This is a genomic window from Frondihabitans cladoniiphilus (assembly GCF_039544345.1).
Classification (GTDB): domain Bacteria; phylum Actinomycetota; class Actinomycetes; order Actinomycetales; family Microbacteriaceae; genus Frondihabitans; species Frondihabitans cladoniiphilus.
The window spans coordinates 1-26,813 of record NZ_BAABLM010000002.1; the positions used below are offsets into that span (position 1 = coordinate 1).

General features: G+C 68.3%; 26 protein-coding genes. 2 read left to right on the top strand and 24 right to left on the bottom strand.

The window, feature by feature from the left end; genetic code table 11:
* Positions 1–185: 185 nt before the first annotated feature.
* The 16 genes from tyrS to infC form a co-directional block, all read right to left on the bottom strand.
* The gene (tyrS, locus tag ABEA39_RS05010) at positions 186–1,502 is read right to left on the bottom strand and encodes a tyrosine--tRNA ligase (protein ID WP_345373976.1); all 1,317 of its coding nucleotides are present in this window, start codon (positions 1,500–1,502) and stop codon (positions 186–188) included.
* Positions 1,499–2,149, bottom strand: coding sequence for a DNA-3-methyladenine glycosylase (locus ABEA39_RS05015; protein WP_345373978.1), 651 nt, complete (start codon positions 2,147–2,149; stop codon positions 1,499–1,501). The genes tyrS and ABEA39_RS05015 overlap by 4 nt, the downstream gene beginning before the upstream one ends.
* A 5-nt stretch (positions 2,150–2,154) precedes the next feature.
* Positions 2,155–2,295: a hypothetical protein gene (locus tag ABEA39_RS05020; protein ID WP_345373980.1), complete on the bottom strand. Its 141-nt coding sequence runs from the start codon at positions 2,293–2,295 to the stop codon at positions 2,155–2,157.
* Between the two features lies 1 nt (position 2,296).
* A complete protein-coding gene (gene argH, locus ABEA39_RS05025; protein WP_345373981.1) occupies positions 2,297–3,757 on the bottom strand; it encodes an argininosuccinate lyase in 1,461 nt (486 codons plus the stop codon).
* The gene (gene argF / locus ABEA39_RS05030) at positions 3,754–4,698 is read right to left on the bottom strand and encodes an ornithine carbamoyltransferase (protein WP_345373983.1); all 945 of its coding nucleotides are present in this window, start codon (positions 4,696–4,698) and stop codon (positions 3,754–3,756) included. The genes argH and argF overlap by 4 nt, the downstream gene beginning before the upstream one ends.
* Entirely contained in the window at positions 4,695–5,915 is a 1,221-nt protein-coding gene (locus ABEA39_RS05035) for an acetylornithine transaminase (protein ID WP_345373985.1), read from the bottom strand. The genes argF and ABEA39_RS05035 overlap by 4 nt, the downstream gene beginning before the upstream one ends.
* Positions 5,912–6,826, bottom strand: a complete 915-nt coding sequence (gene argB / locus ABEA39_RS05040) for an acetylglutamate kinase (protein ID WP_345373987.1) — start codon at positions 6,824–6,826, stop codon at positions 5,912–5,914. The genes ABEA39_RS05035 and argB overlap by 4 nt, the downstream gene beginning before the upstream one ends.
* A 13-nt stretch (positions 6,827–6,839) precedes the next feature.
* On the bottom strand, positions 6,840–7,997 hold the full coding sequence (gene argJ / locus ABEA39_RS05045; RefSeq protein ID WP_345373989.1) for a bifunctional glutamate N-acetyltransferase/amino-acid acetyltransferase ArgJ: 1,158 nt from the start codon (positions 7,995–7,997) through the stop codon (positions 6,840–6,842).
* Positions 7,994–9,040 (bottom strand): N-acetyl-gamma-glutamyl-phosphate reductase, encoded by a 1,047-nt coding sequence (argC, locus tag ABEA39_RS05050; protein ID WP_345373991.1) that lies wholly within the window; start codon positions 9,038–9,040, stop codon positions 7,994–7,996. Before argC ends, argJ begins: the two co-directional genes overlap by 4 nt.
* Before the next feature lie 56 nt (positions 9,041–9,096).
* The gene (gene pheT, locus ABEA39_RS05055) at positions 9,097–11,673 is read right to left on the bottom strand and encodes a phenylalanine--tRNA ligase subunit beta (RefSeq protein ID WP_345373993.1); all 2,577 of its coding nucleotides are present in this window, start codon (positions 11,671–11,673) and stop codon (positions 9,097–9,099) included.
* Positions 11,673–12,713 (bottom strand): phenylalanine--tRNA ligase subunit alpha, encoded by a 1,041-nt coding sequence (gene pheS / locus ABEA39_RS05060; protein ID WP_345373995.1) that lies wholly within the window; start codon positions 12,711–12,713, stop codon positions 11,673–11,675. The genes pheT and pheS overlap by 1 nt, the downstream gene beginning before the upstream one ends.
* Before the next feature lie 110 nt (positions 12,714–12,823).
* Positions 12,824–13,684: a DUF559 domain-containing protein gene (locus ABEA39_RS05065; protein ID WP_345373997.1), complete on the bottom strand. Its 861-nt coding sequence runs from the start codon at positions 13,682–13,684 to the stop codon at positions 12,824–12,826.
* 631 nt (positions 13,685–14,315) lie between these two features.
* The gene (locus ABEA39_RS05070) at positions 14,316–15,233 is read right to left on the bottom strand and encodes a TrmH family RNA methyltransferase (protein ID WP_345375260.1); all 918 of its coding nucleotides are present in this window, start codon (positions 15,231–15,233) and stop codon (positions 14,316–14,318) included.
* Positions 15,234–15,278: 45 nt separating this feature from the next.
* Positions 15,279–15,668 (bottom strand): 50S ribosomal protein L20, encoded by a 390-nt coding sequence (rplT, locus tag ABEA39_RS05075; protein ID WP_345373999.1) that lies wholly within the window; start codon positions 15,666–15,668, stop codon positions 15,279–15,281.
* Between the two features lie 33 nt (positions 15,669–15,701).
* The gene (gene rpmI, locus ABEA39_RS05080) at positions 15,702–15,896 is read right to left on the bottom strand and encodes a 50S ribosomal protein L35 (protein WP_286343274.1); all 195 of its coding nucleotides are present in this window, start codon (positions 15,894–15,896) and stop codon (positions 15,702–15,704) included.
* 75 nt (positions 15,897–15,971) lie between these two features.
* The gene (gene infC / locus ABEA39_RS05085; protein WP_345374002.1) at positions 15,972–16,634 is read right to left on the bottom strand and encodes a translation initiation factor IF-3; all 663 of its coding nucleotides are present in this window, start codon (positions 16,632–16,634) and stop codon (positions 15,972–15,974) included.
* Between the two features lie 271 nt (positions 16,635–16,905).
* Here infC and ABEA39_RS05090 point away from each other — a divergent pair, with 271 nt between their 5' ends.
* Positions 16,906–17,277 (top strand): DUF1844 domain-containing protein, encoded by a 372-nt coding sequence (locus tag ABEA39_RS05090; protein WP_345374004.1) that lies wholly within the window; start codon positions 16,906–16,908, stop codon positions 17,275–17,277.
* A gap of 30 nt (positions 17,278–17,307) precedes the next feature.
* On the opposite strand, the gene ABEA39_RS05095 is transcribed toward ABEA39_RS05090, so the two are convergent.
* From ABEA39_RS05095 to ABEA39_RS05120, 6 genes are all read right to left on the bottom strand, one after another.
* Positions 17,308–18,090 (bottom strand): SseB family protein, encoded by a 783-nt coding sequence (locus tag ABEA39_RS05095; RefSeq protein WP_345374006.1) that lies wholly within the window; start codon positions 18,088–18,090, stop codon positions 17,308–17,310.
* Positions 18,091–18,137: 47 nt separating this feature from the next.
* On the bottom strand, positions 18,138–18,884 hold the full coding sequence (priA, locus tag ABEA39_RS05100; protein ID WP_345374008.1) for a bifunctional 1-(5-phosphoribosyl)-5-((5-phosphoribosylamino)methylideneamino)imidazole-4-carboxamide isomerase/phosphoribosylanthranilate isomerase PriA: 747 nt from the start codon (positions 18,882–18,884) through the stop codon (positions 18,138–18,140).
* Between the two features lie 81 nt (positions 18,885–18,965).
* The gene (gene hisH / locus ABEA39_RS05105; RefSeq protein WP_345375262.1) at positions 18,966–19,583 is read right to left on the bottom strand and encodes an imidazole glycerol phosphate synthase subunit HisH; all 618 of its coding nucleotides are present in this window, start codon (positions 19,581–19,583) and stop codon (positions 18,966–18,968) included.
* Positions 19,584–19,708: 125 nt separating this feature from the next.
* The gene (gene hisB, locus ABEA39_RS05110; protein ID WP_345374010.1) at positions 19,709–20,314 is read right to left on the bottom strand and encodes an imidazoleglycerol-phosphate dehydratase HisB; all 606 of its coding nucleotides are present in this window, start codon (positions 20,312–20,314) and stop codon (positions 19,709–19,711) included.
* A complete protein-coding gene (locus ABEA39_RS05115; RefSeq protein ID WP_345374012.1) occupies positions 20,311–21,405 on the bottom strand; it encodes a histidinol-phosphate transaminase in 1,095 nt (364 codons plus the stop codon). The genes hisB and ABEA39_RS05115 overlap by 4 nt, the downstream gene beginning before the upstream one ends.
* An 82-nt stretch (positions 21,406–21,487) precedes the next feature.
* The gene (locus ABEA39_RS05120) at positions 21,488–21,901 is read right to left on the bottom strand and encodes a LysM peptidoglycan-binding domain-containing protein (protein ID WP_345374014.1); all 414 of its coding nucleotides are present in this window, start codon (positions 21,899–21,901) and stop codon (positions 21,488–21,490) included.
* Between the two features lie 271 nt (positions 21,902–22,172).
* Here ABEA39_RS05120 and lexA point away from each other — a divergent pair, with 271 nt between their 5' ends.
* Entirely contained in the window at positions 22,173–22,889 is a 717-nt protein-coding gene (lexA, locus tag ABEA39_RS05125) for a transcriptional repressor LexA (RefSeq protein ID WP_345374017.1), read from the top strand.
* A 641-nt stretch (positions 22,890–23,530) separates the two neighbouring features.
* On the opposite strand, the gene ABEA39_RS05130 is transcribed toward lexA, so the two are convergent.
* Positions 23,531–25,231 (bottom strand): TIGR03767 family metallophosphoesterase, encoded by a 1,701-nt coding sequence (locus ABEA39_RS05130; protein WP_345374019.1) that lies wholly within the window; start codon positions 25,229–25,231, stop codon positions 23,531–23,533.
* 7 nt (positions 25,232–25,238) lie between these two features.
* Positions 25,239–26,795 carry a GTPase HflX gene (gene hflX / locus ABEA39_RS05135; protein WP_345374023.1) on the bottom strand — a complete coding sequence of 519 codons (1,557 nt, stop codon included), beginning with the start codon at positions 26,793–26,795 and terminating at the stop codon, positions 25,239–25,241.
* Positions 26,796–26,813 lie beyond the last annotated feature (18 nt).

The window sequence follows — 26,813 nt, forward strand, 5'->3', positions numbered from 1 at the left end:
CCCCCCACCCACCAGGCAAATCCCACCCACATCCCGGGCGTGTCGCACACCACAACCCCGGAAACACGGGGATGTGGGGCACGGGCCGCGGCGTGATGGGCGGGAACGTGCATCCCACGCTCTCGTCGACAATGACGAAACCGCCGCCCCAGAGGGACGGCGGTTCGTGAATAGCGAGATCGGACTCAGCCGGCGGAGACAGTGACCCCGGCGAGAGTCTTCTTGCCACGACGCAGAATGGCGTGACCACTGGCGAGTGCCAACGACGCGATGGCGGTCGACTCGTCCGAGACGCGCTCGTTGTTGACGTAGACCCCGCCCTCGGCGGCGGCCCGCTTGGCCGCACCGAGACTCGCCACGAGTCCGGTGGCAACGAGGGCCTGCCCCACGGTCGTCGTCGAATCGACGATCGCATTCGGCAGTTCGGCCACGGCGGCTTCGACGACGTCGGTCGGAAGGTCGGCGAGACTCCCCTGCCCGAAGAGCGCCGCGGACGCATCGATGGCCGCTTGGGCCGCCTCGGTTCCGTGAACGAGGGCGGTCACCTCGAACGCGAGACGCTTCTGCGCTTCACGAGCGAACGGTCGCTCGGCGACCTGGACCCCGAGTTCTTCGATCTCCGCACGAGTCAAGAACGTGAACACCTTCAGGCGCCCGATCACATCGGCATCGTCGGTGTTGAGCCAGAACTGGTAGAACGCGTACGGCGACGTGAGCGCGGCATCGAGCCAGATGGCGTTGCCCTCGCTCTTGCCGAACTTGGTCCCGTCGGAATTGGTGATGAGAGGCGTGCCGATCGCGTGGACCGCCACCCCTTCGGTGCGACGGATCAGCTCGGTACCGCTGGTCAGGTTGCCCCACTGGTCGCTGCCACCCGTCTGCAGAACACAGCCGTAGCTTCGGTACAGCTCGCGGAAGTCGAGCCCCTGCAGGATCTGGTAGCTGAACTCGGTGTAGCTGATGCCGGCATCGGAGTTCAGCCGCGCACTGACCGCGTCTTTCTTCAGCATGGTGTTGACGCGGAAGTTCTTGCCGATGTCGCGGAGGAATTCGATGGCGGAGAGCGGCTCGGTCCAGTCGAGGTTGTTCACGACGGTCAGGCCGTTCTCCCCCTCGGCCGAAAGGAACTTCTCGACGTGCACACGAATCTTCTGCACCCACTCCGCCGTCTGCTCCCGCGACTTCAGGGTGCGTTCAGCGGTCGGACGAGGATCGCCGATGAGGCCCGTCGACCCGCCCACGAGCCCCAGAGGCCGATGCCCGGCGAGTTGCAGCCGGCGCATGAGCAGGAGTTGGACCAGGTTGCCGAGGTGGAGGCTCTCGGCCGTCGGGTCGAAACCGCAGTAGTACGTGATCGGCGCACCGGCGAGAAGCTCTTTCAACGCGACCTCGTCGGTGGAGACGTGGACGAGCCCGCGATAGACGATCTCGCTCCAGATGTCGTCGAAGGAGGGATCGTTGCGCTGGGCCGCCAGGAGTTCGGCCGTCGAGAGGGACGTCACCGCGACAGTTTACCGGGTCCGCCGGTTCCGCCCTGCGGCGTCACGCCTTTCGACCGGCGGCTCACGGCAGCGCGATACGGCGACACGGTCGGGTCCCCTTCGAGCCAGAAACGCCAGGAGAACCGGTCGGTACCGGCATCCCCCGACACCCCGACGCGAGGGCCGGCGAGGATGCGCGGGGCCGGCTCGAGCGAGTCCGGCCAGTGGATCGAGAACGGCGGGCTGTCGATGGAACGACCGTCGTCGGAGAGCTCGATGCCGAGAGCGGTTCCGAGTCGGCCGGGCCCCCGCGCCAGGTCGTCGTCGACGCGTGAGGTCCGTCGGCGCTCTCGGGCGAGATCGAGTCCGTCGACCACCTGCCCGGATCTCAGGAGGACACCCGAGGCATAGCCCTTCGGACCGCACGCCAGATTGAGGCAACGGTGGATCCCGTAGGACAGGTAGACGTAGAGGGTGCCGGGCGGGCCCCACATGCTGCTGTTTCGAACGGTGCGACCGCGGTGCGCGTGCGAGCCGGGATCCTGGCCCTGCCCGTGATAGGCCTCGACCTCGGTCAGGCGGACGGCCACCTCTCCTGATCGGACGATGGCGCCGAGCAGGAGAGGGGCCGCTTCGAGAGCGGGAAGGGCGAGCGGCCGGAGATCCACCGGACTCAGAAGAACTTCTGGCCCGTCGCCACGGTGTAGACGATGGCGGCGACCACGACGACGACCGCCACGACGATGACGACCGTCAGAATCGTCGAGCGCTTGGGGTCGCCGGATGCGCGGTCGTGGCTGGTCTTCTTCGCCATCTCACACCGCCTGCGGGTCGAGCTCGGACACGAGCGCTCGCACGCGTGCCGTGAGGAGGGCGAGTTGTTCCGCGACGCGCTCGGGTGCGGTGCCGCCCACCCCGTTGCGACTCGCGATAGAACCTTCGACCGTCAGCACGGGGCGGATGCCCGGGGTCAAGTGCTCGGAGATCGACTGGTATTGCTCGTCGGTCGGCTCGTCGAGTTCGAGACCGTGGGCCTCGCAGAAGCGGACCAGCTCGCCGCTGATCTCGTGGGCGTCGCGGAAGGTGACCCCCTGGCGGACGAGCCACTCGGCGACGTCGGTCGCGAGCGAGAAGCCCTGGGGGGCGAGCTCGGCCAAACGTTCGACGTCGAACTCGAGGGTCGCGATCATGCCGGTGAAGGCGGGGAGCAGGACCTCGAGTTGGGTGACCGTGTCGAAGACGGGCTCTTTGTCCTCCTGCAGGTCGCGGTTGTAGGCGAGCGGCAGACCCTTGAAGGTCGTGAGGAGCCCCGTCAGGTTGCCGATGAGGCGGCCGGACTTTCCACGGGCGAGCTCGGCGATGTCCGGATTCTTCTTCTGCGGCATGATCGACGACCCGGTCGAGAAGGAGTCGTGAAGCTTCACGAACCCGAACTCGCGAGTGGACCAGAGGATGACCTCTTCGGCGAGTCGCGACACGTCGATTCCGATGGAGGCGGTCACGAAGGCGAATTCGGAGACCACGTCGCGACTGGCCGTTGCATCGATGGAGTTCTCGGTCGTCCGGTCGAAACCGAGCTCGGAGGCGACCAGGGCGGGATCCAGACCCAGCGAGCTGCCGGCGAGGGCTCCTGCTCCATAGGGCGAGGCTCCGGCACGGCGCGTCCAGTCACGAAGCCGTTCGAGGTCGCGGACCAGGGGCCAGGCATGAGCCAGCAGGTGGTGGGCCAGAAGGACCGGTTGAGCGTGTTGCAGGTGCGTCCGACCCGGCATGACCGTGGTCTCATGCCGAGTCGCCTGGCCTGCGATGGCGTCGATCAGCCCGACGACGAGATGAGCGATGCTCCGACCGTGGTCGCGGAGGTACAGCCGCACCAGGGTGGCGATCTGATCGTTGCGGCTCCGGCCGGCACGGAGTTTTCCGCCGAGCTCGGGGCCCGCGATCGTCATCAGGTGGCGCTCGAGGGCGGAGTGGACGTCTTCGTCGGAGTCGGCTGCGGTGAGGGTGCCGTCCGCGACACCGTCGGCCAGCCGATCGAGGGAGTCGAGCATCCCGCGCAATTCGGTCTCGTCGAGGTAACCGGCCGCAGCGAGGGCTTTCGCGTGGGCCCGCGAACCCGCGATGTCGTAGGGCGCGAGCTGCCAGTCGAACTGGGTCGACTTGCTGAGCGCGGCGAGCTCGGGTGACGGGCCGGAGGCGAAACGGCCGCCCCAGAGTGCGCCCGCCTCGGCGGCGCGGGACGTGCCCGCGCCGCCGAGAGAGGAGTCGTGACTCATCGAGCCGCTCCGTCGGGTGTGGGCTGCTCGAGCAGCCAGGTGAGCAGGGCCTTCTGGGCGTGAAGGCGGTTCTCCGCCTCGTCCCAGATGACGCTGCGGGGACCGTCGATCACGTCGGCCTCGACCTCGTAGCCGCGATCGGCGGGCAGACAGTGCAAGAAGATCGCGTCGTCGTCGGCGTGCGCCATCAAGGCCTGGTCGACCTTGTAGGAACCGAACGTGGCGACCCGATGCGCCTTCTCGCCTTCTTTGCCCATCGACACCCACGTGTCGGTCACGACGATGTCCGCGCCGCGGACCGCCTCGACGGCGTCGACCAGGACGGCGACGGAACCGCCGGTCTCGGCCGCGATCGCTGTGGCGTCGGCCACCACGGCGTCCTCGGGGGCGAATTCGACAGGGGCGCCGATCCGGACGTGCATGCCCGCCGTGGTGCCGGCCAGGAGGTACGACTGCGCCATGTTGCAGCGGCCGTCGCCGACGAAGGCCACGGTCAGGCCTTCGAGGCTGCCCTTGGTCTCGCGGATCGTCAGCAGGTCGGCGAGCAACTGACACGGGTGGAAGTCGTCGCTGAGCGCGTTGACGACAGGCACCGTCGTTCCCTTCGCCATCTCCTCCAGGCCGGACTGCGCGTAGGTGCGCCAGACGATGGCGGCGACCTGACGCTCGAGGACCCGCGCCGTGTCGCTCGGAGTCTCCTTGCCGCCGAGCTGGCTGGAGGCGGTCGCGATGATCAACGGCACTCCCCCGAGATCGGCGATGCCGACTGCGAACGACACGCGCGTGCGGGTCGACGACTTGTCGAAGATCACCGCAACCGTCTCCGGCCCCTCGAGCGGGCGGGCGGAGAATCGGTCTGCTTTCAGCTTCGCAGCAAGGTCGAGGACGGCCGACTGCTCGGCCGGGCTCAGGTCGTCGTCGCGGAGGAAGTGCCGGGTCATTCGAGGCCTTTCAGGACGGCGGTGAAGAGGCGCACGAACTCCGCGATCTCGTCGTCGCCGACGATCAGCGGCGGTGCGATGCGGATGCTCGAGTCGTTGGCGGCGTTGACGATCAGGCCAACCTCGAGAGCACGGGCGGAGACCTCCGCCGCGATGGGATCGACGAGGCCGACTCCGATCAGGAGGCCACGACCGCGGATCTCTTGCACGAGCGGCGAGCCGATGGCGGCGATGGCCTCGCGGATCTGGTGACCACGGACCTCGGCGTTCTGGACGAGGCCCGAGGACTCGATCTCGCCCAACACAGCGTTGGCCGCAGTGGTCGCGAAGGGATTTCCGCCGAACGTGGAGCCGTGCATCCCCGCTTCGAAGAGATCGGAGGCGTCGCCGAACGTGACGAGGGCGCCGATGGGCACTCCCCCGGCGATGCCCTTGGCGACCGTGATCGCATCGGGCACGATGCCGAACTGCTGGAAGGTGAACCACGAGCCCGTGCGGCCGACACCCGTCTGGATCTCGTCGAGGATGAGCAGCGCACCGTGCTTGGCGGTGAGCTCGCGGGCGGCGACCAGGAAGCCCTCGGGAAGGTCGACGACGCCGGCCTCGCCCTTGATGGGCTCGATGATGATGCCCGCGACGGTCTCGTCGATGGCCTGTTCGAGGGCCTCGATGGACGTCTCGATGTGCTCGACACCGGGGAGCATCGGCTCGAAGTCTTTGCGGAGCGCGGGCTTGCCGGTCAGTGCCAGGGCGCCCATGGTGCGGCCGTGGAACGAGCTCTGCAGGGCGAGGATCCGTTTGCGGGAGCCGTCGCCCTTGTTGAGGCGGAGCAGCTTGAACGCGGCCTCGTTGGCCTCGGCACCGGAGTTGCCGTAGTAGACGCGCCCGCGTTCGCCGGCGCCCGTGATCCGCTTGAGGCGTTCGGCGAGTTCGACCTGCGACGGCGTCGCGAAGTAGTTGGACACGTGGATCAGCGTGGCGGCCTGCTTCGACAGAGCCTCGACGAGCACGGGATGCGCGTGGCCCAGCGAGTTCACGGCGATGCCGGCGAGGAAGTCGAGGTAGCGTTTTCCGTCGACGTCCCAGACGTAGCAGCCCTCACCCCGCTCCAGCATCACCTTCGGAGTCGCCAAGGACTTCATGAGCGAATCACCGAATCGGCGCTGCCACGTACCGCCTTGGGTCTGGCTGCCGGGCGTCTGTGTGGACGTGGTCATGACTGTCCTTTCTTCTCGTTGGGGATGACCTCGGTGCCTGCACCGCGCTGGGTGAAGATCTCGAGGAGGATGGAATGCGGGATGCGGCCGTCGATGATGGTCGCCCCGCCGACTCCGGCCACGACGGCGTCGCGGCAGGCGGTCATCTTGGGGATCATGCCGGACTCGAGGCGAGGCAGGAGCTCGTCGAGTTCGTCGATCGTGATCAGGGGGACGAGCGAGGTCCGGTCGGGCCAGTCGCTGTAGAGCCCCGGGACGTCGGTGAGCATCACGAGCTTGGAGGCGCGGAGCGCGATGGCCAGCGCTGCCGCGGCCGCATCGGCGTTGACGTTCAGAGCGAGGTCGGAGTCGGCGTCGTTGACCGCGATAGACGACACGACGGGAATGCGGCCCGCCTCGATCTCGGCCAGCACGCGGGTCGGGTCGACGGCGGTGATGTCGCCGACGTGGCCGAGATCGAAGGGCTCGCCGTCGATCACGACACCGCGCTTGTGCCCCTCGAAGAGGCGGGCGTCGTCGGTGCCGTCGCTGAAGACGCCCCGTGCGAGGTCGCCGTGCTCGTTCATCAGGTCGACGATCTCGCGGTTGACCTCACCCGCCAGGACGTCGCGGACCACGGAGATCGCTTCGGTCGTCGTGACGCGGTAACCGCCTCGGAACTCGCTCTCGATGCCGGCCGCTTTCAGCGCGGCGGAGATCTGCGGACCGCCGCCGTGGACGACGACGGGGTGAAGGCCGACGTGACGCAGGTAGACCATGTCCTCGGCGAAAGCACGCTTGAGGTCGTCGTTGATCATGGCGTTGCCGCCGAACTTGACGACGACGACCTTGCCCGCGTAGTTCTTCAGCCACGGGAGGGATTCGATGAGAGTCGCGGCTTTGACGGCCGCGATGGCTTGCTCGGTGTCCATGTCTAGGCCCCCATCAGCTGGAGTACGCGCTGTTCTCGTGCACGTAGTCGTGCGTGAGATCGTTCGTGAGAACGGTCGCCTCAGCATCGCCGGCGTGGAGATCGAGCAGGATGTGAAGGGCCCGCGGAGTCATGTCGACTTCGGTGACGGGACGGTCGGGGGCGCCCTTCGCGCAGAGCCGCACGTCGTTGAAGGAGACGTCGACGTCGTACGGATCGAACGTCGCCTGCGTCGTGCCGATCGCTGCCAGGACACGGCCCCAGTTGGGATCGTTGCCGAACACCGCCGTCATCAGCAGATTGCTCCGAGCGAGCGAGCGCCCGACCTCGACGGCTTCGTCTTCGGACACCGCGCCGACGACCTCGATGCGGATGTCGTGCGAGGCCCCCTCGGCGTCGCCCTGGAGTTGCCGGGCCAGGTCGGCGCAGAGCGCGGTGACCGCCGTTGCGAACTCGTCGTCGCTGGGAGCGACACCCGACTCGCCGCTCGAGAGGAGCACGACGGTGTCGTTCGTCGACATGCAGCCGTCGGAGTCGAGCCGGTCGAACGTCAGGCGGGTGGCCTGCCGAAGAGCCGAGTCGAGGCGCTCGGCAGGGAGGTCGGCGTCGGTGGTGAGGACCACCAGCATTGTCGCGAGGCCGGGGGCGAGCATCCCCGCGCCCTTGGCCATGCCACCCACCGACCAGCCGGCGCCCTCGACGACCGCCTGCTTGGGATGCGTGTCGGTGGTCATGATCGCGGTTGCGGCGTCGAGACCGCCTTCGGCGTGCAGTTCGCCCGCAGCGGCTCTCGCCCCGGATACCACCTTGTCGCGGAACGTCTGGTCGCCGACACCGATGAGGCCGGTGGAGCAGACGACGACGTCGCCGGCCGACACGTCGAGTGCTTCGGCGACGGCTTCGGCGGTGGCGTGGGTCGTCTGGAAACCGAAGGCGCCCGTGAAGCAATTGGCGCCCCCGGAGTTCAGGACGACGGCGCGAGCCTGGCCGTCGGCGACGACCTGTTGCGACCAGATGACGGGATTCGCCTTCGCGCGATTGCTCGTGAAGACCGCCGCCGCGGCGGCGCTGCGCCCGCGGTTGACGACGAGCGCGACGTCTTTCGCGCCGGTGGACTTGAGATGCGCCACGACGCCCGAGGCCTCGAAGCCCTTCGCTGCAGTGACACTCACGGCGCGACTCCGTCGGTCGGCAGACCCAGGGTCTCGGGCAACCCGAGAGCGAGATTGGCCGACTGGATTGCGGCGCCGGCGGTGCCCTTGACGAGGTTGTCGATCGCGCTGACCGTCACGACGCGACCGGCGGCCTCGTCGACGGCGATGCCGATCAATGCCGTGTTGGCGCCCACCGTGTCGGCGACACGGGGGAAGTCGCCGGCAGCGAGAAGGTGCACGAACGGCTCGTGGGAGTACGCGGACTCCCAGGCCTGGCGGATGTCGCCCGCACCGACGCCGGGTGCCAGCTTCGCGGTCGTCGTCGCGAGGATGCCTCGCGCCATCGGGACGAGCACGGGAGTGAAGGAGAGGCGCACATCGGTGCCCCCGGCGAGGCGGAGGTTCTGCTGCACCTCGGGGATGTGCCGATGGGTGCCGCCGACGCCGTAGACCGACGCCGAGCCGAGCATCTCGCTGGCCAGGAGGTGGGGCTTCAGCGACTTGCCGGCACCGGACGGGCCGACGGCGAGCACCGAGACGATGTCGTCGACTCCGACCAGGCCGGCCTGGACTCCGGGAGCGAGAGCGAGAGTGATTGCGGTGACGTTGCAACCGGGCACGGCGATGCGCTTCGTGCCGACGAGGGCATCGCGCTGACGGGTGCCGTCGGCCAGGATCAGTTCGGGCAGCCCATACGTCCACGCGCCGTAGAAGTCGCCGCCGTAGAAGGCCGCCCAGTCGGACTCGTTCGTGAGTCGATGGTCGGCACCGCAGTCGACGACGAGGACGTCGTCCGGCAACTGCGCCGTGATCTCGCCCGACTTGCCATGAGGCAGGGCGAGGAAGACGACGTCGTGGCCGAGGAGGTTGTCAGCGTTCGTCTCGACGAGTGTGAGGTGCGAGAGCGAACGAAGGTGCGGGTGCGCAGCGATGAGAGGCTGCCCCGCGTTGGTGAATGCCGTGACGGTTGTCACGTCGAATTCGGGATGTGAGGAGAGGAGCCGGAGGAGCTCCCCACCGGCGTAACCGCTTGCGCCTGCGACGGCGACGGATAAAGGCATGCTTCTACCCTAATGTTCGGAACGGACGAGATCGGGGCGGCGGCGCTGGACGACGGTCAGTCGCGAAGCGTCGCCCCGAATCGCTCGCCGGCCAGGCGCACAGCGCCCGCCTTCGCCTCGGACGCCTCGGCGGCCGTGAGCGTGCGGTCGCCGCTGCGGAATCGCAGCGCGAACGTGAGGGATTTCGTGTCGGCGGGGATGCCGGCACCGCGGTAGTCGTCGACGAGTCGTGCGGTCTCGAGGAGGTCGCCGGCTCCCTCGACGACCGTCTCGAGCACCTCGCCCGCAGGAGCGTCGAGTCCGACGACGAGCGAGACGTCTTGAGTCGCAGCCGGGTACGAGGAGATCGGCTTCGGCTGCGGTTCGGGGCGGGCGAGTTCGATCAGGAGATCGAGGTCGAGCTCGGCGACCACGACGACGCGCGGCAGGTCGAGATCGAGAGCGATCGCCGGCAGGAGTTCGCCGGCGAAGCCCACGACGGTCTCCCCGACGAGCAGGTCGGCGGTCCGGCCCGGGTGAAGGGCCGGGTGCCAGCCCTGGCGCACCGTGATGTCGGCGGCGACGGCCCGTGCCGCGACGCGCACGTCGTCGAGGACACCGGCCAGGTCGGCGGGCTCAGCGGCCTGCCCGACCTGCTTCTCGATGGAAGCGCCCACGGCCACGACGGCGAGGTGGCGCGGCTGTTCGGGAAGGCCCGCGTTCAGAGCGTCCAGCACGTCGACCTCGGGGCGTGCCGCCCCGACCGGGATGAAATCGGATCCGAGGGATGCGCGGTTCCGGGTGAAATACACGCTGCCGGTCTCGTAGAGCGCGATGTCCACGAGGCCGCGGGACAGGTTGCGGCGCGCCGTGTCGAGCAGACCGGGCAGAAGGGAGAGGCGCATCTCACCGGCGTCGGTGTCGAGCGGGTTGGCGAGGCGGATGGCTTCGGCGTGCCCGCTTGCTTCTCCGCCCTCGCCTGCCGCAGCCTTGTTCTCCGCCCCCTTGTCCTTGGCCACCTTGTTCTCCGCCCGCGGCGCGAAGACTGCATTGCGGGACGGGGAGACGAAGGGATACGCGTAGACCTCGGTGAGGCCGGCCGACGCAAGGCTCGCCGATACGGCGCGGCGAAGCGACTGTTCTCGGGTCAGGCCACGCCCGGGAGGCGCGACCGGAAGGATCGAGGGAATGCGGTCGTACCCGTTGATCCGGGCGACCTCTTCGACCAGGCCGGCGCTGTCGACGAGGTCACTGCGCCATGTCGGCGGGGTGACGTTCCACCCACCGTCGGCGACCGTCAGGTCGGCGCCGATGGCGAGGAGGCTCTCTTCGACCTCGGTATCGGTGTAGTCGACCCCGATGAGACTGCTCGCGCGAGACGCGGGCAGGAAGATGGCGTCCGGCTTCTCGGAGGCGTCGTAGGACGATCCGAGAGCATCGGCCGTTCCACCGGCGAGTTCGACGAGGAGGTGTACGGCCCGCTCCACGGCCGCCGCTCCCACTGCAGGGTCGACGCCGCGTTCGAATCGACGAGATGCCTCGCTCGGAAGCTTGTGCCGGCGAGCACTGCGTGCGATGGAGATGGGGTCGAAGTTCGCCGCTTCGATGAGAACATCCGTGGTCGTCGATCCGACTTCCGTGCGCGCGCCGCCCATGACCCCGGCGAGACCGATCGGACCCTCGTCGTCCGTGATGAGCAGATCTTCGGCATCGAGCTCACGGGTCTGGCCGTCGAGCGTGGTCAGCTTCTCTCCGGCTGCGGCACGTCGCACAGTGATCCCGCCGACAAGGGTGTCGAGGTCGTAGGCGTGCAAGGGCTGACCGAACTCGAGCATGACGTAGTTCGTGATGTCGACGGCGAGCGAGATGGATCTCATGCCCGCGAGGCGGAGCTTGGCCTGCATGGCGGGAGGCGTCGGACGCGTCACGTCCAGCCCGCGAACGACCGCGGTCGTGAAGGCGTTGACACCATGGCGCCCGCGAACGGGTGCCGAGTCGTCGATCGTCACCGAATAGCCCGTGCGAGCCACCGGCTCTGGAGCGGCAACGGGGTCGCGGAAGGCGGCGCCGGTCGCATGCGAGTACTCGCGAGCGACGCCGCGGATGCTGAGCGCGTAGCCGCGGTCAGGTGTGACGTTGATCTCGACGGCCGCGTCGTCGAGCCCGAGAAGCGAGATCGCGTCGGTACCGACCTCGGGGTCCAACCCCAGGTCTTTGAGGAGCAGAATGCCGTCGTGCTCGTCGCCGAGGCCGAGCTCGCGTGTGGACGCCATCATGCCGTCGGAGACGTGGCCGTACGTCTTCCGAGCGGCGATGGGGAAGGGACCGGGGAGCACGGCCCCGGGCAGCGACACGACGACCTTGTCGCCGACGACGAAGTTGTGGGCGCCGCAGACGATGCCACGGACGTCGTCTTCGTTCGACGCGTGATCGGGACCGACAGCGATCCGACACCAGTTGATGGTCTTGCCATTCGTCTGGGGCTCGGGCGTGAATTCGAGGACCTGACCGACGACGAGCGGGCCCGTCACGTCGGAGAGATGAACGTCTTCCTCTTCGAATCCCACGGATACGAGAGCCGCATGGACGTGCGCCAGCGTGACGTCGTCGGGGAGATCGACGTACTCGCCGAGCCAACTCAGGGGTACGCGCATCAGACCACCATGCCGAACTGCTCGCTGAAGCGGACGTCGCCCTCGACCATGTCGCGCATGTCGTTCAGGTCGTTGCGGAACTGGAGGGTGCGCTCGATGCCCATACCGAAGGCGAAACCCTGGTACTCGTCGGGATCGATGCCCGCAGAGCGGAGCACGTTTGGATTGACCATGCCGCAACCACCCCACTCGACCCAACGAGCCCCGCCCTTGGCATGCGGCTGCCAGACGTCCATCTCGGCGCTCGGCTCTGTGAACGGGAAGTAGTTCGGGCGCAGGCGGATTTCGGCTTCGTCGCCGAACATCGCGCGCGCGAGGTGCTCGAGGGTTCCGCGCAGGTGGGCCATCGTCAGGCCCTTGTCGATGGCGATGCCCTCGATCTGGGTGAAGACAGGAGTATGAGTCGCGTCGAGCTCGTCGGTGCGGAAGACCCGACCGGGCGCGACGACGTAGACGGGGAGTTCGCGAGAAAGCAGCGCTCTGATCTGCACAGGGGACGTGTGCGTGCGGAGGAGGAGATGACGGTCGACGGGCTCGACGAAGAACGTGTCCTGCATGGCACGCGCGGGGTGGTCCGCGTCGAAGTTCAGAGCGTCGAAGTTGAACCACTCGTGCTCGAGCTCGGGCCCTTCGGCGATCTCCCACCCCATGCCGATGAAGATGTCGCCCATCTTCTCCTGTAGGAGGCTCAACGGGTGACGCGAACCCTGCCTGCGACGCGTCGGAAGAGCTGTGACGTCGATGCGCTCGTCTTCGAGTCGCGCGAGCTCTTCGGCCTCGGCCAGCTCGCCCTCGCGAGCGGCGATTGCTTGATTGACCCGTCCGCGCGAAGCCCCCATCAGCTTGCCGGCAGCGGCCTTCTGGTCGTTCGGGAGATCGCGAAGACCCGCGTTCATCCGCGCCAGCACGGAGGCTTCCCCGACGTGAGCCCCTCGGACCGCCTTGAGCTCCGCGACTGTGGCGGCCGAGGCGATGGCTGCGAGAGCCGCCTCGACGGCGCTGGAAACGGCGTCGTCGGTGATGGGCACGGTGTCTGACACGAGAACCAACCTTACCGAACCCGGGCACTTGCCCCGTGCATCCCCCGTTCTGGTCGATCTGGTGCCCGCACACCCGTCGACGTCGTGGAGGAACGACGAGTCACGCGGCCTCATCGGGGAGTCCGCTCGACGAGGAGACGCTCGAGGCGAGCCACGAATTCCGACCGGTGAGCCGTGAGGTCGCCTCTGGTGACGCGGAGCACGCGCCACCCCGCGTCTTCGAGACGCTCACGCCGACGGATGTCGTTCTGGAACACCTTCGGATCGGTGCGATGGTGATCGCCCTCGTACTCGACCACGACTCGAGCGCGGCGATAGACCAGGTCACCTCGTGCGAGGAAGCGCCCTGTGGGCCCCGTGATGCGCGCGTTGAGTTCGGGCTCGTCGAGCCCGAGTCGGTTGGCCTCGAGACGAAGCCTCGTCTCGCCCGGTGATTGCGAGCCGACGCGGATCTCGGCAAGCGCACGGCCCAGACGCCTGACGCCCCGACGGTGCCGTGCTTGGTCGACGGCCTGCCTCAGCATGGCCAACGTGGCCAGACCGGGTTGGATTGAGCCATCAGCCCGATAGACGGGACAGACGAGCGCGTCTCCCAACTCCACGAGCTCGTCGACACGCAGCTTCGCTGCCAGATCGACCCAGACCCGAACGGGATCGCAGACGATCAGGCCTCGCACCGTGCGCAATTCGGGCGGACGGCGTGTGCGGTGGCCGGCGACGCCTCGTGCGCGGACCGCCAGGTCGGGACTCGGCGTGGTCACGTGCACGCGCCGGTCGCGTTCGAGACGAGAGGGAAGGGGGAGATGCCAGATGGCCGCGGCAGTCGAGTGGCTGAGGTACGAGCCGGCCTTGAGGCGAACCGCGAGAGCCCTGGCTGCCGCCTCGGGCCCCGTCGGCCGGGCCTTGGATCGGATGCCGACGAAGGGGCGCACAAGATCGGCAGCGCGCAAGCGGTGGGGTTTGACGCCCAAGCGGAGGGCTTCACGAGTCGAGAAAGGTCTGTCGAGGAGAGGACGAGGGAGCGGGCACGGCTGAACCATGGATCGATGGTGGACGCCCCCGAGCACTCGGGACGCGCATCCCACCCTCTCTGTGGACAACCTCGCTCACACGCGGCCCTGTGCACAAGACGTGCCGTGCCCTGCGCTCGCGTGTGCGTGCAATTCGTGCGGCCCGGGTGTCCCGGCAGGCGCCGAAAATGCACGCAGAGCTACCTCGCGGGGTGTGGCGGACAGCCGCGAGGTTGCAGTACGCGCGGCCACGGTGGACGAACACCTGTGCGTGCGAAATGCGCTGCCTCGGGCAGCACGAAGTAACCAGAAGTGCACGCAACGAGGAAGGCACCGCGGCGCGGCAGTCAACTCCACGCCGCAGGGCAGTGAGCCGCTGGGACCACCCGGGTGTCTGCGTGCATTTCTTGTCGCGCGATCTGGACGCCGGTGGCAGAAAACGCACGCACGGGCGGGCACACAGAAAACGCACGCACGGGCGGGCACGCAAAAAACGCACGCACGGCGGGCACGCAAGAAGTGCACGCACAAAAAGTGCACGCAGGCAGGACAGAGCGAGCGGGGGATGCACAGCCCCCGCCTCGGCCACGGCTCAGTGCTGGGCGAACGCGCTCTCGTAGAGGCACACGGACGCAGCGGTCGCGAGGTTCATGCTCTCGGCGTGCCCGTAGATGGGTACGACGATGGCACGCTCGGCCAGGGCGAGGTGCTCATCCGTCAGACCACGGGCCTCGTTGCCGAACAGCCACGCGGTCGGAGCCGCGAGCAGCCCCTCCCGCCGGGCCGTGAGGAGGTCCGACCCTTTGACGTCGGCGGCCAGGACCTGCAGACCGGCGGCGGCGCAGCGAGCCAGGACTGCAGGCAGCTCGATGCCGACCGCGACCGGGACGTGGAACAGCGAGCCGGTCGTGGCCCGGACGACCTTGGGGTTGTAGAGGTCGACGCTGCGGCCAGTCATGATGACGGCATCGGCGCCCGCGGCGTCGGCGGCGCGGATGATCGTGCCGGCATTGCCCGGATCGCGGACCTCCTCGAGGATCGCGATGAGGCGGGGCGAACCCCCGGAATCGCCAGAACCCGAACGAGAACCCGAGCCCGAACCAGAACCCGAGCCCGAATCCGAATCCGAGCCGGAGTCCGAATCGGAGTCCGAACCCGAGCCGAAACCAGCACGGCCCGACCCGAAGATGTCTTTGATGGACGTCGGGAACTGGCGGCAGACGGCGACCAGCCCCTGCGGCGTGACCGTGTCGGCCATTGCGGACAACACGTCTTCGGTCACGAACTCGATGTCCACGCCCGCATCAACCGCCGCCTGCGCGAGTTCGGTGTAGCGCTCGAGGGCTGTCGGCGTCGCGAAGAGCTCGACCACGAGCTCCGGCCGGAAGGTCAGGGCCTCGGTGACGGACTGCGGGCCCTCCAACAGAAAGAGCCCGGTCTGGGACCGGGCGTCTCTCTTGGCCAGTTTGGCCACCGCACGCACTCGAGGTGAACGCGGGTTGTCGATCATCTGGTTGCTGGGCATCCGACAACTATGCCCCACTGACCAGGGAAATTACGCAGCGACGACCTTGGGGGCCGACGTGTCGGCGGGAAGCGCGGCCTTGGCGGCAGCGACGATCCCGGCGAAGGTGGTGGGCTCGTTGACCGCGAGGTCGGCGAGGATGCGGCGGTCGACCTGGATGCCGGCCAGAGCGAGGCCCTGGATGAGGCGGTTGTAGGTCAGGCCGTTCGCACGCGAGGCGGCGTTGATGCGCTGGATCCAGAGGCGACGGAATTCGCCCTTGCGAGCGCGACGGTCGCGGAACGAGTAGACGAGCGAGTGGATGCCCTGCTCTTTGGCCTTGCGGTACAGACGCGAACGCTGTCCGCGGTAGCCCTTGGCGCGCTCGAGGATTACGCGACGCTTCTTGTGGGCGTTTACGGCCCGCTTTACTCTTGCCATCTTCTTATTTCCTTTACTACGTCAGTCGACGGCTCAGCGGCCGAGAAGCTTCTTGATGACCTTGCTGTCGGCCTTGGACAGCACCTGGTCGGTGTTCAGACGAGCCTTGCGCTTGGAGGACTTGACCTCGAGGTTGTGACGCATACCGGCCTGCTGCTTCATGATCTTGCCGGTACCGGTGACCTTGAATCGCTTCTTGGTGCCGGAGTGGGTCTTCATCTTGGGCATAGTCGTTACTTTCTTGTTGTCACTCGGAGGAGTGGTGGCACTCGGTGGAAGCGGTGCGCCCCCTCCGAGTGGTCGTCACTCGGTAGGAGCGGTGGTCTCGGCGGGAGCTGCGCTCTCGGCCGGGGCCTCGGTGGACGTGGGGTGCTTCGGCGGCTTGTTGGCCACCTTGCGTGCTTCGGCTTCGGCCTTGGCCTCGGCCTTGTTCTTGAGCGGACCGATGACCATGACCATGTTGCGGCCGTCGATCGTGGGGTTGCTCTCGACGGTGCCCAACTCGGACACGTCCTCGGCGAAACGCTGGAGAAGACGGTGGCCCTGCTCGGGACGCGACTGCTCGCGACCGCGGAACAGGATCATGGCCTTGACCTTGTCGCCCGCCTGGAGGAAGCCCTCCGCGCGCTTGAGCTTGGTCTCGTAGTCGTGCTTGTCGATCTTCAGACGGAAACGGACCTCTTTGAGGATCGTGTTCGCCTGATTGCGACGCGCTTCTTTGGCCTTCTGAGCCGCCTCGTACTTGAACTTGCCGTAGTCCATGATCTTGGCCACGGGCGGCTTGGAGTTCGGAGCGACCTCGACCAGATCCAGGTCTGCCTCTTGAGCCAGGCGGAGAGCCATGGCGATGGGCACGACACCCACCTGTTCGCCGGCGGGGCCGACGAGGCGGACCTCGGGAACGCGGATTCGGTCGTTGGTACGGGGATCGCTGATGCGGGGCTCCTCTTGCTTCTTGGTGTTCACCGCGACGGGAGGTCGCGGGGGCAGAAGGAGGAAATCAGGTGCCGCACCCGAAACCCGCTCGTGTGAGCCGTGTTCGAGGTACTGCGCCGGCCCGGACCGAGTGTCGGACGAACCGACGTTTCGGACTATCGAGGCGAGTCGCAACTCACATCGACGGGGCACTACAACCCGGTAACCTAATCAAACGGTCAAGCGCGGGTGGGAGAATCTCCACTTTCGTAACGGAGCACATGGCTCCGCAGCCGGATGAAGCTTAGCAGAGGAACAGCACGTGAGCCAGACGCCTTCAGATCAGACTTCTCCCTACGACACCGACGAGGCCGTCGGCGCCGAACGGGACATCGCCGAGGTCCCCGCAGTCGAGATCATCAACACGGTCGCGGTCCACCTCTTGAGCGCTGCGGCGGTCAAGGTGGGCCTGGCGGACTCCCCCGAGACGCAGCTCGACCTCGACGAGGCTCGCAAGCTGATCACAGCCCTGGCAGGGCTCGTCGTCGCAAGCGCCCCCGAGGTCGGCGACGTCCACGCGCGTGCCCTCCGCGACGGGCTGCGCACGGTACAGCTCGCCTTCCGGGAGGCCTCGCCGATCCCCGACGCCATCGGCCAGGGACCGGGCGAGAAGCTCACCGGCCCGGTCAACTGACCCCGAGAACGTGGGATCCACTGCCGCGCGTCAGCGGGCGGCGACGACTCGCACGGCCATGCTGTCGACGCGCGTCGCGATGACCTCGCTGGCCGTCCAGCGCGCCTGAAGCCGTCCGACCAACGCCGCCAGTCCTTCCTGGTCGAGCCCCGGCCGCAGCACGAGCTGCACTACGAGTTCGGGCCCGACCAGCGCGGGCGAGACCGCCCCGGGTGCAAGACCGACGGACTCGACGGCGTCTTCGCCCGCCGCGGCCTCGAGGAACGCGGCGCCGACCTCCGCGTCGAGGTGAGCCGGTACCCACGGCAGGTCTTGCGCCAGCGCCCACAGAGCGGGCCGCCGCACACCGAACTCGGTCGGGGACCCCGGATCGAGCACCATCAATTCGGTGGACTCGGACACGGCGGCGATCGCGACGCGACGCGACTCGGCAGGCACGGGCCGAGCCCGTGGATCCCACGCTCGCAATGCCGTCACCGAGGTGAAGGCGGGCAGTACCGCGCGCCCGTCGGGGCCCTGGACCGTGACGATCGCGAGTTCTTGCGTCTTGTCGACGGTCACTCCGTGCTCGTTCACGCCCTCGTCGCCCGCGTGTGCGAGCAATGGGATGAGAAGGCGGATGCCCCGCAGCGCCTCGAGGACGTCGACCTCGGTGCCCGTCCCGGCGCGAAGAGCCTCGAGGGCGACGAGGACACGCGGGTCGGCGGTTCCGTCGTCGTCCGCGTAGGTCGTGTCGTGAGCTTGGAACGTGCGCCCCTCGAACGACTGCCCGGCACTGTCGGCCTTGGCTCGAGGGCGCAGGTGCTCCGGCAACTCGGGGCGCTCGACGGGACCTTCAGGGTCGCCGGACCTCGGCCCCATCAGCGACCGGCGACGTCCAGCGCCGCGGGGAGTGTGAATGCTCCCGCGTAGAGCGCCTTGCCGACGATTGCCCCCTCGAGCCCGGCGGGTACGAGCGCGCGCAAGGCGGCGATGTCGTCGAGGCTCGAGATGCCGCCCGACGCCACGACGGGGCGGTCGGTTCGCTGCATGACTTGCTGCAGGAGTTCGACGTTCGGGCCCTTGAGGGTGCCGTCCTTGGTGACGTCCGTGACCACGTAGCGCGCACATCCCGCGTCTTCGAGCCGGTCGAGGACCGTGAAGAGGTCGCCGCCCTCTTTCGTCCAGCCACGAGCGGCCAGGGTGGTGCCTCGCACGTCGAGGCCGACAGCGATTGCCTCGCCGTACTGCGCGATGACGGACGCCGCCCACTCGGGGTTCTCGAGCGCGGCAGTGCCGAGGTTGATGCGCTTGACGCCGGTCTCGAGGGCGGCCTCGAGCGAGGCGTCGTCGCGGATGCCGCCGGAGAGCTCGACGTTGAGGCCCTTGACGTGCTTGATCACGCGCTGGATCACCTCGCGGTTGTGGCCGCGACCGAACGCGGCGTCGAGGTCGACGAGGTGCAGCCACTCGGCCCCTTGGTCTTGCCAGTCGGCCGCGGCGTCGACCGGGTCGCCGTAGTTCGTCTCAGTGCCGGCCTCCCCCTGGGTCAGACGGACCGCCTTGCCGTCGGCGACGTCGACCGCGGGGAGGAGGGTGAGGGACGGGGTGGAGGTGAACTCGCTCATCGGTGCTTTCGTTTCAGTGGCCTGGACGGATTCGAACGGCGGGATGCACGGCTCGGCCGCCGAGGGAACGGCAGGGGTGGGTCAGAGAGTCTTGAGCCAGTTGCTCAACAGGCGGATGCCCGGCGCACCGGACTTCTCGGGGTGGAACTGAGTCGCCCAGAGCGGGCCGTTCTCGACGGCGGCGACGAAGCGGCCACCGTGGTCGGCCCACGTGACACGGGGCTGAGCATGACGCCCGTCGCTGTGCAGGGTCCAGTCTTGAGCGGCATAGGAGTGGACGAAGTAGAACCGCTCGTCGCGGACGCCGTCGAAGAGGACGGAGTCGTCGGGAGCGTCGACGGTGTTCCAGCCCATGTGCGGCAAGACGTCGGCCTTCAGCGCGTCGATCGACCCGGGCCATTCGCCGAGACCCTCGGTGGTCTGGCCCCGCTCGACACCCTGGTCGAAGAAGACCTGCATTCCGACGCAGATTCCGAGCACGGGTCGCCCGCCGGCGAGACGGCGGTCGATCAGTTCGCCGCCTCGGACGGACTGGAGCTGGCTCATCACGGCGGAGAAGGCACCCACCCCGGGAACGAAGAGGCCGTCGGCCGCCATCACCCGCGACCGGTCGGACGTGAGTTCGACGTCGGCGCCGGCGAGTTCGAGGGCTTTGATAGCCGAGTGGACGTTGCCACTGCCGTAGTCGAGGACGACCACGTCGGGTCGCGAGCCGACGGCCGGCGTGGTCGCGGCATCGCTCGGCGTGGTCGCGGCGTCGCTCGGCGTGGTCGCGGCGTCGCTCGGCGTGGTCGCGGCGTCGCTCGGCGTGGTCGCGGCGTCGCTCACAGGGCGCCCTTGGTGGAGGGGATGCCGGTCACGCGGGGGTCGAACTCGACGGCCTTACGGAGAGCGCGCGCGAAGGCCTTGAATTCGGCCTCGGCGATGTGGTGCGGGTCTCGGCCGCCCAGCACGCGGACGTGGACAGTGAGCCCGGCGTTGAACGCGATCGCCTCGAACACGTGCCGCACCATGGATCCGGTGAAGTGACCGCCGATGAGGTGCAGTTCGAACCCGTCGGGCTCGCCGGAGTGGACGAGGTAGGGACGCCCGGACACGTCGACGACGGCCTGGACCAACGCCTCGTCGAGCGGCACGAGGGCATCGCCGTAGCGACCGATGCCGCTCTTGTCGCCGAGTGCCGCCTTCAGAGCCGTGCCGAAGGCGATCCCGATGTCTTCGACCGTGTGGTGGACGTCGATGTCGGTGTCACCCGTGGCCTTGACCGTGAGGTCGATCAACGAGTGCTTCGACAGGGCCGTCAGCAGGTGGTCGTAGAACGGGACCGAGGTGTCGATCGAAGAGGTGCCGGTTCCGTCGAGGTCCAGGGACAGCTCGATGGAGGACTCGCTCGTCGTGCGGGAAACGGAGGCGGAGCGGGGCTCGGTCATGAAGCGAGCTTAATGTCGCGGAGGGCCTCGAGGAACGCGGTGGTCTCGGCCTCGGTGCCCGCACTCACCCGGAGGTGCCCGGGGATCGCGAGGTCGCGGACGATGATGCCGCGTTCGAGGAGCTTCTCGAACACGTCGTGCGGGTCGTCGACGCCGCCGAAGAGGACGAAGTTCGACCACGTCGGCCACGGCTGGTAGCCCAACTCGGCGAGCGTGTCGACGATGCGGTCACGCTGCAGCTTGATGTCGTCGACCATGGCCAGCATCTCGTCGGCGTGACGGAGGGCGGCGACTGCGGCCGCCTGGGTGAGCGACGACAGGTGGTAGGGCAGGCGGACCAGGCGCAGCGCGTCGATCACCGCGGGGTTCGCGGCCAGGTAGCCAACGCGCGCGCCCGCGAAGGCGAAGGCCTTGCTCATGGTGCGGGAGACCAGCAGACGAGGCCGCCCCTCGAGAAGGGTCAGGGCTGAGGGCTGGTCGGCCGGCATGAACTCGGCGTACGCCTCGTCGACGAGGAGGATGCCCGGGGTGGCGTCGTACGCCGCCTCGATCGTCTCGAGGTACAACGGGGTACCCGTCGGGTTGTTCGGCCCGCAGAGGATGACGATGTCCGTCTTGGTCCGCTCGATCTCGGCGCGAACCGTCTCGGGTGAGATCTGGAAGCCCTCGTCTCGCCGGCCTTCGACCCACTCGGTGCCCGTGCCCTTGGCGATGATGGAGTGCATGGAATAGGTGGGAGGGAAGCCGAGGATGCTGCGGCCCGGCCCACCGAACGCCTGCAGAATCTGTTGGATGACCTCGTTGGACCCGTTCGCGGCCCAGATCTGTTCCGCCGTGATGCCGTGGCCGAGGTAGCCCGCCAAGGCCTCGCGGAGGGCCGTGAACTCACGGTCGGGGTAGCGGTTGATCTCGAGGACGGCGGCGGCCACCGATTCGACGATGTCTCGTGCGACGTCTTCGGGGATGGGATGCGTGTTCTCGTTGACGTTCAGCGCCACGCGCACCTTCTTCTGAGGTGCACCGTACGGGGACTGGCCGCGGAGGTCGTCGCGGATGGGCAGATCGTCGAGAGTGATTTCCACGAGCCTCATTTTACGGGGGCGCCCAGACGCATGACGCCGGTTCTCCACAGGCCGGGAGCCGTCTTCGTCTCTCCTGCGGACCGACTACGGGTCAGTGCGAGTACTGAAGCGGAATCGCCAGGGTCTGCCCGGGCTGGAGGTCTGTGCTCGACAGGTTGTTGAGCTTCGTGATGTCGACGATGACGTCGCGCGGGTCGGCCTTCGGAGCCACCGTCTCGGCGACCTGCCAGAGAGTCTCGCCGGAGGAGATCGTCACGTGCTGGAAGTGCACGTCACCCGGGGTCGAAGTTGCAGCGGCTCCGCCCCCGCCCATCAGGAAGATGGCCAGCACCGCGAGGAGCGGCACCGCTACGAGCACGGTGAGCACGGCCTGCCCGCGACGTGTGATGCGGAGTCGAGTGCGGCCCGCCGGCATGGCAGCGACTGCCGCCTCACGGACGGCGGGCGCCGAGGGTGCGGAGAGACGGGAAGAGGTGGTCGGGAAGGCGGTGATCGTCGCGCTCATTGTGATTGCCCTTTCGGTGTGACCCCCTCCCGTTCGGGCGGGAGGAGGTGGTGGTCTTCGTGCCCGGCACTCGGCCGGGACTGCCAGGCACGAAGACGTGTTCCGAACATATCTTCGACTGATGCCGATTTCAAGGGGTCGATAGCAGAAATGAAGGAAAAAACACGCGACACACTCGAACATGTGTTTCTCACAAGCCCTGCTACCGGATACAGTTTCGATCGGCGGGGTGAGTCAAACACCGACCACCGACATTCACGGCGGGAGAGCAATGAGCGACGCGACCACAGCAGCAGCCGCACCGGGAGCCCGGGCGGCAAGAGGTGCTGCCGACCCCCGCGAGCGGAAGCCGCTGACCGCGAAGCAGGCGAGCATCCTCGCTGCCATTCGCGATTCCATCGCAGATCGCGGGTACCCGCCGAGCATGCGCGAGATCGGCGACGCCGTGGGCCTCGCGTCACTCTCGAGCGTCACGCACCAGCTGAATCAGCTCGAACTCGCAGGGGCGATCCGCCGAGACCCCAACCGACCTCGCGCTCTCGAAGTGCTCCTCGAGGACCCCGACAAGGTGCAGGCCGAGCCGACGATCCTGCGGTTCGACGACGACGACAACACGACGGCCCACGTCCCCCTGGTCGGACGCATCGCGGCGGGCATCCCGATCACGGCCGAGCAGCAGGTCGAAGAGGTCATGCCCCTCCCCCGCAGCTTGGTGGGCAAGGGCGAGCTCTTCATGCTGCGCGTCGTCGGCGAATCGATGATCGACGCCGCCATCTGCGACGGCGATTGGGTCGTCGTCCGCCAACAGGGCAACGCCGAGAACGGAGAGATCGTGGCGGCGATGCTCGACGACGAGGCCACGGTCAAGGTCTTCCGCCAGCGCGATGGCCACACCTGGCTGCTCCCCCGCAACTCGAACTTCGAACCGATCGTCGGGGATCATGCGCAGATCCTCGGCAAAGTCGTGGCGGTGCTCCGCTCGGTCTGAGCCTCGGCGCGTCGCAAGCGAGCACAGACAGAAGGCCCCCGGGACTCCCACCCGGGGGCCTTCTGCGTGAAGCGCCTCATCGACTCGTGCCTTGAGTAGGCCTCGGCCGGACGGGTCACCGTGGGTCGGGGCGGTCTCGTCGATCCGCCGAGCCTTGGCACGTGCATCCCCCGTTCTCTGTCCGCTCGTGCCGGCACTGCGTGCACTTCTTGCGGCCCGAACGCGCCCGCGGCCGCACGAAACGCACGCAGACACCCCCGCACGATCGGACAACGCACTGCGTGCACTTCTTGCGGCCCGAACGCGCCCGCGGCAGCAAGAAACGCACGCACACACCCCCGCACGATTGGACAACGCACTGCGTGCACTTCTCGCGGCCCCAACGCGCCCGCGGCAGCACGAAACGCACGCACACACCCCTGCACGATCGGACAACGCACTGCGTGCACTTCTCGCGGCCCGAACGCGTCCGCGGCAGCACAAAATGCACGCACAAGAAGTGCACGCAGACGCCCGGCGCCGCAGACGAGGGATGCACGGCCCACCGCCGCACAAGACAGCCGCCGCACACGACATCCGCCGCACGAGACACCGCCCCGCACGGCCCGCCGCCTCAGAGCCGCAGCCTCACAGGCCCCGCCTCAGAGCCGCAGCACGCCCGGCCTCGGCAGCACGAGCTCGACGTTCCGATCGATCACTGCCCCGCGCAGCCCGTCCACCGTGGAGGAGGGCCGAGCGCTGTCCTGCGGATCGTTCGCCGCCAGCTCCCGCGACAGCGAGGCCAGCGCCACGGGGTCGCGCAGCGACCCGTCCCAGCGCACCGGGGCGATGCTGTCGACGATCGTGCCGAAGATCGACAGGGTCCCGTCGCCGTTCTCGACGATCTCGACCGTGCGCACCTGCTGCGGCCAGTCGATGTGCGAGGCCGTCGCGACCTCCCAGAAACCGCCCGGACCCGCTTCGTGCCCGGGCGGGCGATGCCGCGGCGTGACCGTGTTCTCGTGCGTGTGGCCGTTCAGCCACAGGACGACCTGAGGCCGCGCCAGCAACTCCCGCACGACGGGGCCGCCGCCCACCCGCAGGTGGAAGTCGCCGCCGGTGCCGATGAAGTGGTTGCCCATCGTGTCGCCGGTGTGATGACTGACGATCATCGTCAGCCGATCCGGTTCTTCGTCGAGGGTGTCGAGCAGCCAGTGGTACTGCGGCCGGTCGAGGGAGCCGTCCGCTTCGCCGTTCTCGTTGACGGTGTCGAGCACGAGCATCCTCACCGGCCTCGCCCCGGCGGCAGCCGGAACGTCGGCGGCGTAGTAGGCGGTTCCGGCGTCTCGGTTCTCGGGCGTGTAACCGTGGCCGACGGGGGTGCCCGACGTGTGGAAGTGCGCCTCCACGACGTCGGCCCGCTTGACGAGGCGGCGGGTGGGATCCGGGGTCACCGAGCGGACGGGCAGGTCGGGTGACAGCGATCGGTGCGTCACGATCCGCTCCACGAAGTCGGCGAGGCCCGATCCGTCGGGAAGCGCGATCGGCTTCGACGACCCGACCGAGAGCGCGTCGAGGAACGGCCAGGAGGGGAAGTTGCCCGCCACCAGCTGATCGTGGTTGCCGTGAGCGGTGTACCAGGGCAGACGGATGCCCGTCGCCGCGAACGGCCGGATCGCCGCCTCGAGGAGACCCGGCACCAACGGGAACCCGCTCTGCCGGAAGAGGTCCTCGTCGAGCCCCGGAGGCGACCCGTCGGGGTGCCAGTAGTGGTGGTCGAAGTGCGCCGCATCGGAGTCGGAGACGCCCTCGTAGACGCCGAGCCGACCGCTGTCGGGAGTGATCGGGCCCCCGTCGAGCAGGTCGATCGCCCACCTCAGTTCGTTCTCCTGGCAGTTGTCGGTCGCGTCGCCGGTGCTCACGAGGAACGCCAGCGGCTCTCCGGTCGCCGGGCCGACGCCGAGGGCGTCGACGGCTTGGACCGTGGCCTCCGCGACCTGCAACGACAGCATCTCGTGCGCCCGGTAGGCAGCTCGGAACGGCGTCACCGGCCGGTCGTCGAGAAGACGATCCAGGAACTCCACCCGCGAGGGCGACTGCGAGTCTTGAACGTGGACGTCGGTGAACTGCGCGAACGAGGCGAGGACTCGAGGGTGGGATGCACGCCGCGGCGCCACGCCGCCGTTCAGCTCGGCCCGCAGCACGTACGGCTCCCCTGGGCCGACGTCGTGCGGACGATAGCCGTCGACCGCCGTGCCGCGGATCAGCGTCCGGTCGAGAGTGGTCCCCTCGGGATGGACGGCGACCAGGTCGCTGACGGGATGCGGCGACTCGGCGGCCGCCGCATCCCCGTCAGCACCCATGTCGGGCTCAGCTCGCGAACTCTTGCAGGGTCGCTGCGTCTTGCGGGTACACCTTGGCCAGCACGCGGGTGCCGGTCTCGAGGTACTCGACGTCGACGACCCGGCCGATGTCGTGGATACGGGCCACGACCTCGCCGCGGTCGTACGGCACCAGCAGGTCGAGGTCGACCTCGGGCCGGGGCAGGATCTCGGCCAGGCGCGCCAGCAGCTCGTCGATGCCCTCGCCGGTCCGTGCCGAGACGAAGATCGCGTCCGGCACCAGCCCGCGGAGCACGAGTCGACGGCTGTCGTCGACCAGGTCGCTCTTGTTGAAGACGACCACCTCGGGGATCTCGCGTCCGTCGACCTCGTGGATGACGTCGCGGACCGTGGCCAGCTGCGCCTCGGGGTCCGGGTGCGACCCGTCCACCACGTGGATGATGATGTCCGACTCGGCGACCTCTTCGAGGGTCGAGCGGAACGCCTCCACCAACTGGTGCGGCAGGTTGCGGACGAAGCCCACCGTGTCGGCGTACGTGAACGGACGGCCGTCGGCGGTCACGCTCTTGCGCACCGTAGCGTCGAGGGTCGCGAACAGCGCGTTCTCGACCAGGACACCGGCCCGCGTCAGCCGGTTGAGGAGACTCGACTTGCCGGCATTGGTGTAGCCGGCGATGGCGACGCTCGGCACCGCGTTGCGGTTGCGGTTGGCCCGCTTGGCCTCGCGAGCCGGCTTCATCTCCTTGATCTTCTTGCGGAGGATCGCCATGCGGGTGTGGATGCGGCGACGATCGAGTTCGATCTTCGTCTCACCGGGGCCACGCGAGCCCATGCCGTTGCCGGCCCCGACCTGACCACCGGCCTGGCGGGACATCGACTCACCCCAGCCGCGGAGGCGGGGAAGCAGGTACTCGAGCTGAGCCAGCTCGACCTGGGCCTTGCCCTCGCGGCTCTTGGCGTGCTGGCTGAAGATGTCGAGGATGACCGCGGTCCGGTCGATCACCTTCACCTTCACCACGTCCTCGAGCGCACGTCGTTGGCTGGGCGCCAATTCGGTGTCGGCGATGACGGTGTCGGCCCCGAGGGACGCGACGATGTTCTTCAGTTCGATCGCCTTGCCCGAGCCCAGGTAGGTGCTGGGGTCCGGGTGCGGACGCCGTTGCAGGAGGCCGTCGAGGACGACCGCGCCGGCCGTCTCCGCGAGGGCCGAGAGCTCGCGAAGGCTGTTCTCCGCGTCGGCGAGGGTGCCCTGCGAGTAAACGCCGATGAGCACGACGTTCTCCAGTCGGAGCTGTCGGTACTCGACCTCGGTGACGTCTTCGAGTTCGGTCGACAGACCGGCCACGCGCCGGAGCGCCTGCCGGTCGTCGCGATCGAACTGATCGCCGTCGACGCCGAGACCGTGGTCGTCGCCGCGGTAGGTGCCGCTGCCGAGACCGGTGGTCTGGATGGCCTGGGCGGCACCCGGAGTGAACACCGAGACGCCGGCGCGCGACGAGGCGTTGGCCAGGATGCGGTCGACGACGTCGTCACCCGAGGCGGGCGCGTCGTCACGCTCGGTCGGGGTGGTGGTGTCTTCAGTCATTGCAGTCACAGTAGACCT

Bases quoted from the DNA above. Each gene is read 5' to 3' on its own strand.
- ABEA39_RS05020 (WP_345373980.1), bottom strand. From the start codon at position 2,295: ATGGCGAAGAAGACCAGCCACGACCGCGCATCCGGCGACCCCAAGCGC.
- argH (WP_345373981.1), bottom strand. From the start codon at position 3,757: ATGAGTCACGACTCCTCTCTCGGCGGCGCGGGCACGTCCCGCGCCGCC.
- argF (WP_345373983.1), bottom strand. From the start codon at position 4,698: ATGACCCGGCACTTCCTCCGCGACGACGACCTGAGCCCGGCCGAGCAG.
- ABEA39_RS05035 (WP_345373985.1), bottom strand. From the start codon at position 5,915: ATGACCACGTCCACACAGACGCCCGGCAGCCAGACCCAAGGCGGTACG.
- argB (WP_345373987.1), bottom strand. From the start codon at position 6,826: ATGGACACCGAGCAAGCCATCGCGGCCGTCAAAGCCGCGACTCTCATC.
- argC (WP_345373991.1), bottom strand. From the start codon at position 9,040: ATGCCTTTATCCGTCGCCGTCGCAGGCGCAAGCGGTTACGCCGGTGGG.
- pheT (WP_345373993.1), bottom strand. From the start codon at position 11,673: ATGCGCGTACCCCTGAGTTGGCTCGGCGAGTACGTCGATCTCCCCGAC.
- ABEA39_RS05070 (WP_345375260.1), bottom strand. From the start codon at position 15,233: ATGATCGACAACCCGCGTTCACCTCGAGTGCGTGCGGTGGCCAAACTG.
- rplT (WP_345373999.1), bottom strand. From the start codon at position 15,668: ATGGCAAGAGTAAAGCGGGCCGTAAACGCCCACAAGAAGCGTCGCGTA.
- rpmI (WP_286343274.1), bottom strand. From the start codon at position 15,896: ATGCCCAAGATGAAGACCCACTCCGGCACCAAGAAGCGATTCAAGGTC.
- priA (WP_345374008.1), bottom strand. From the start codon at position 18,884: ATGAGCGAGTTCACCTCCACCCCGTCCCTCACCCTCCTCCCCGCGGTC.
- hisB (WP_345374010.1), bottom strand. From the start codon at position 20,314: ATGACCGAGCCCCGCTCCGCCTCCGTTTCCCGCACGACGAGCGAGTCC.
- ABEA39_RS05115 (WP_345374012.1), bottom strand. From the start codon at position 21,405: ATGAGGCTCGTGGAAATCACTCTCGACGATCTGCCCATCCGCGACGAC.
- ABEA39_RS05120 (WP_345374014.1), bottom strand. From the start codon at position 21,901: ATGAGCGCGACGATCACCGCCTTCCCGACCACCTCTTCCCGTCTCTCC.
- lexA (WP_345374017.1), top strand. From the start codon at position 22,173: ATGAGCGACGCGACCACAGCAGCAGCCGCACCGGGAGCCCGGGCGGCA.
- ABEA39_RS05130 (WP_345374019.1), bottom strand. From the start codon at position 25,231: ATGGGTGCTGACGGGGATGCGGCGGCCGCCGAGTCGCCGCATCCCGTC.
- hflX (WP_345374023.1), bottom strand. From the start codon at position 26,795: ATGACTGAAGACACCACCACCCCGACCGAGCGTGACGACGCGCCCGCC.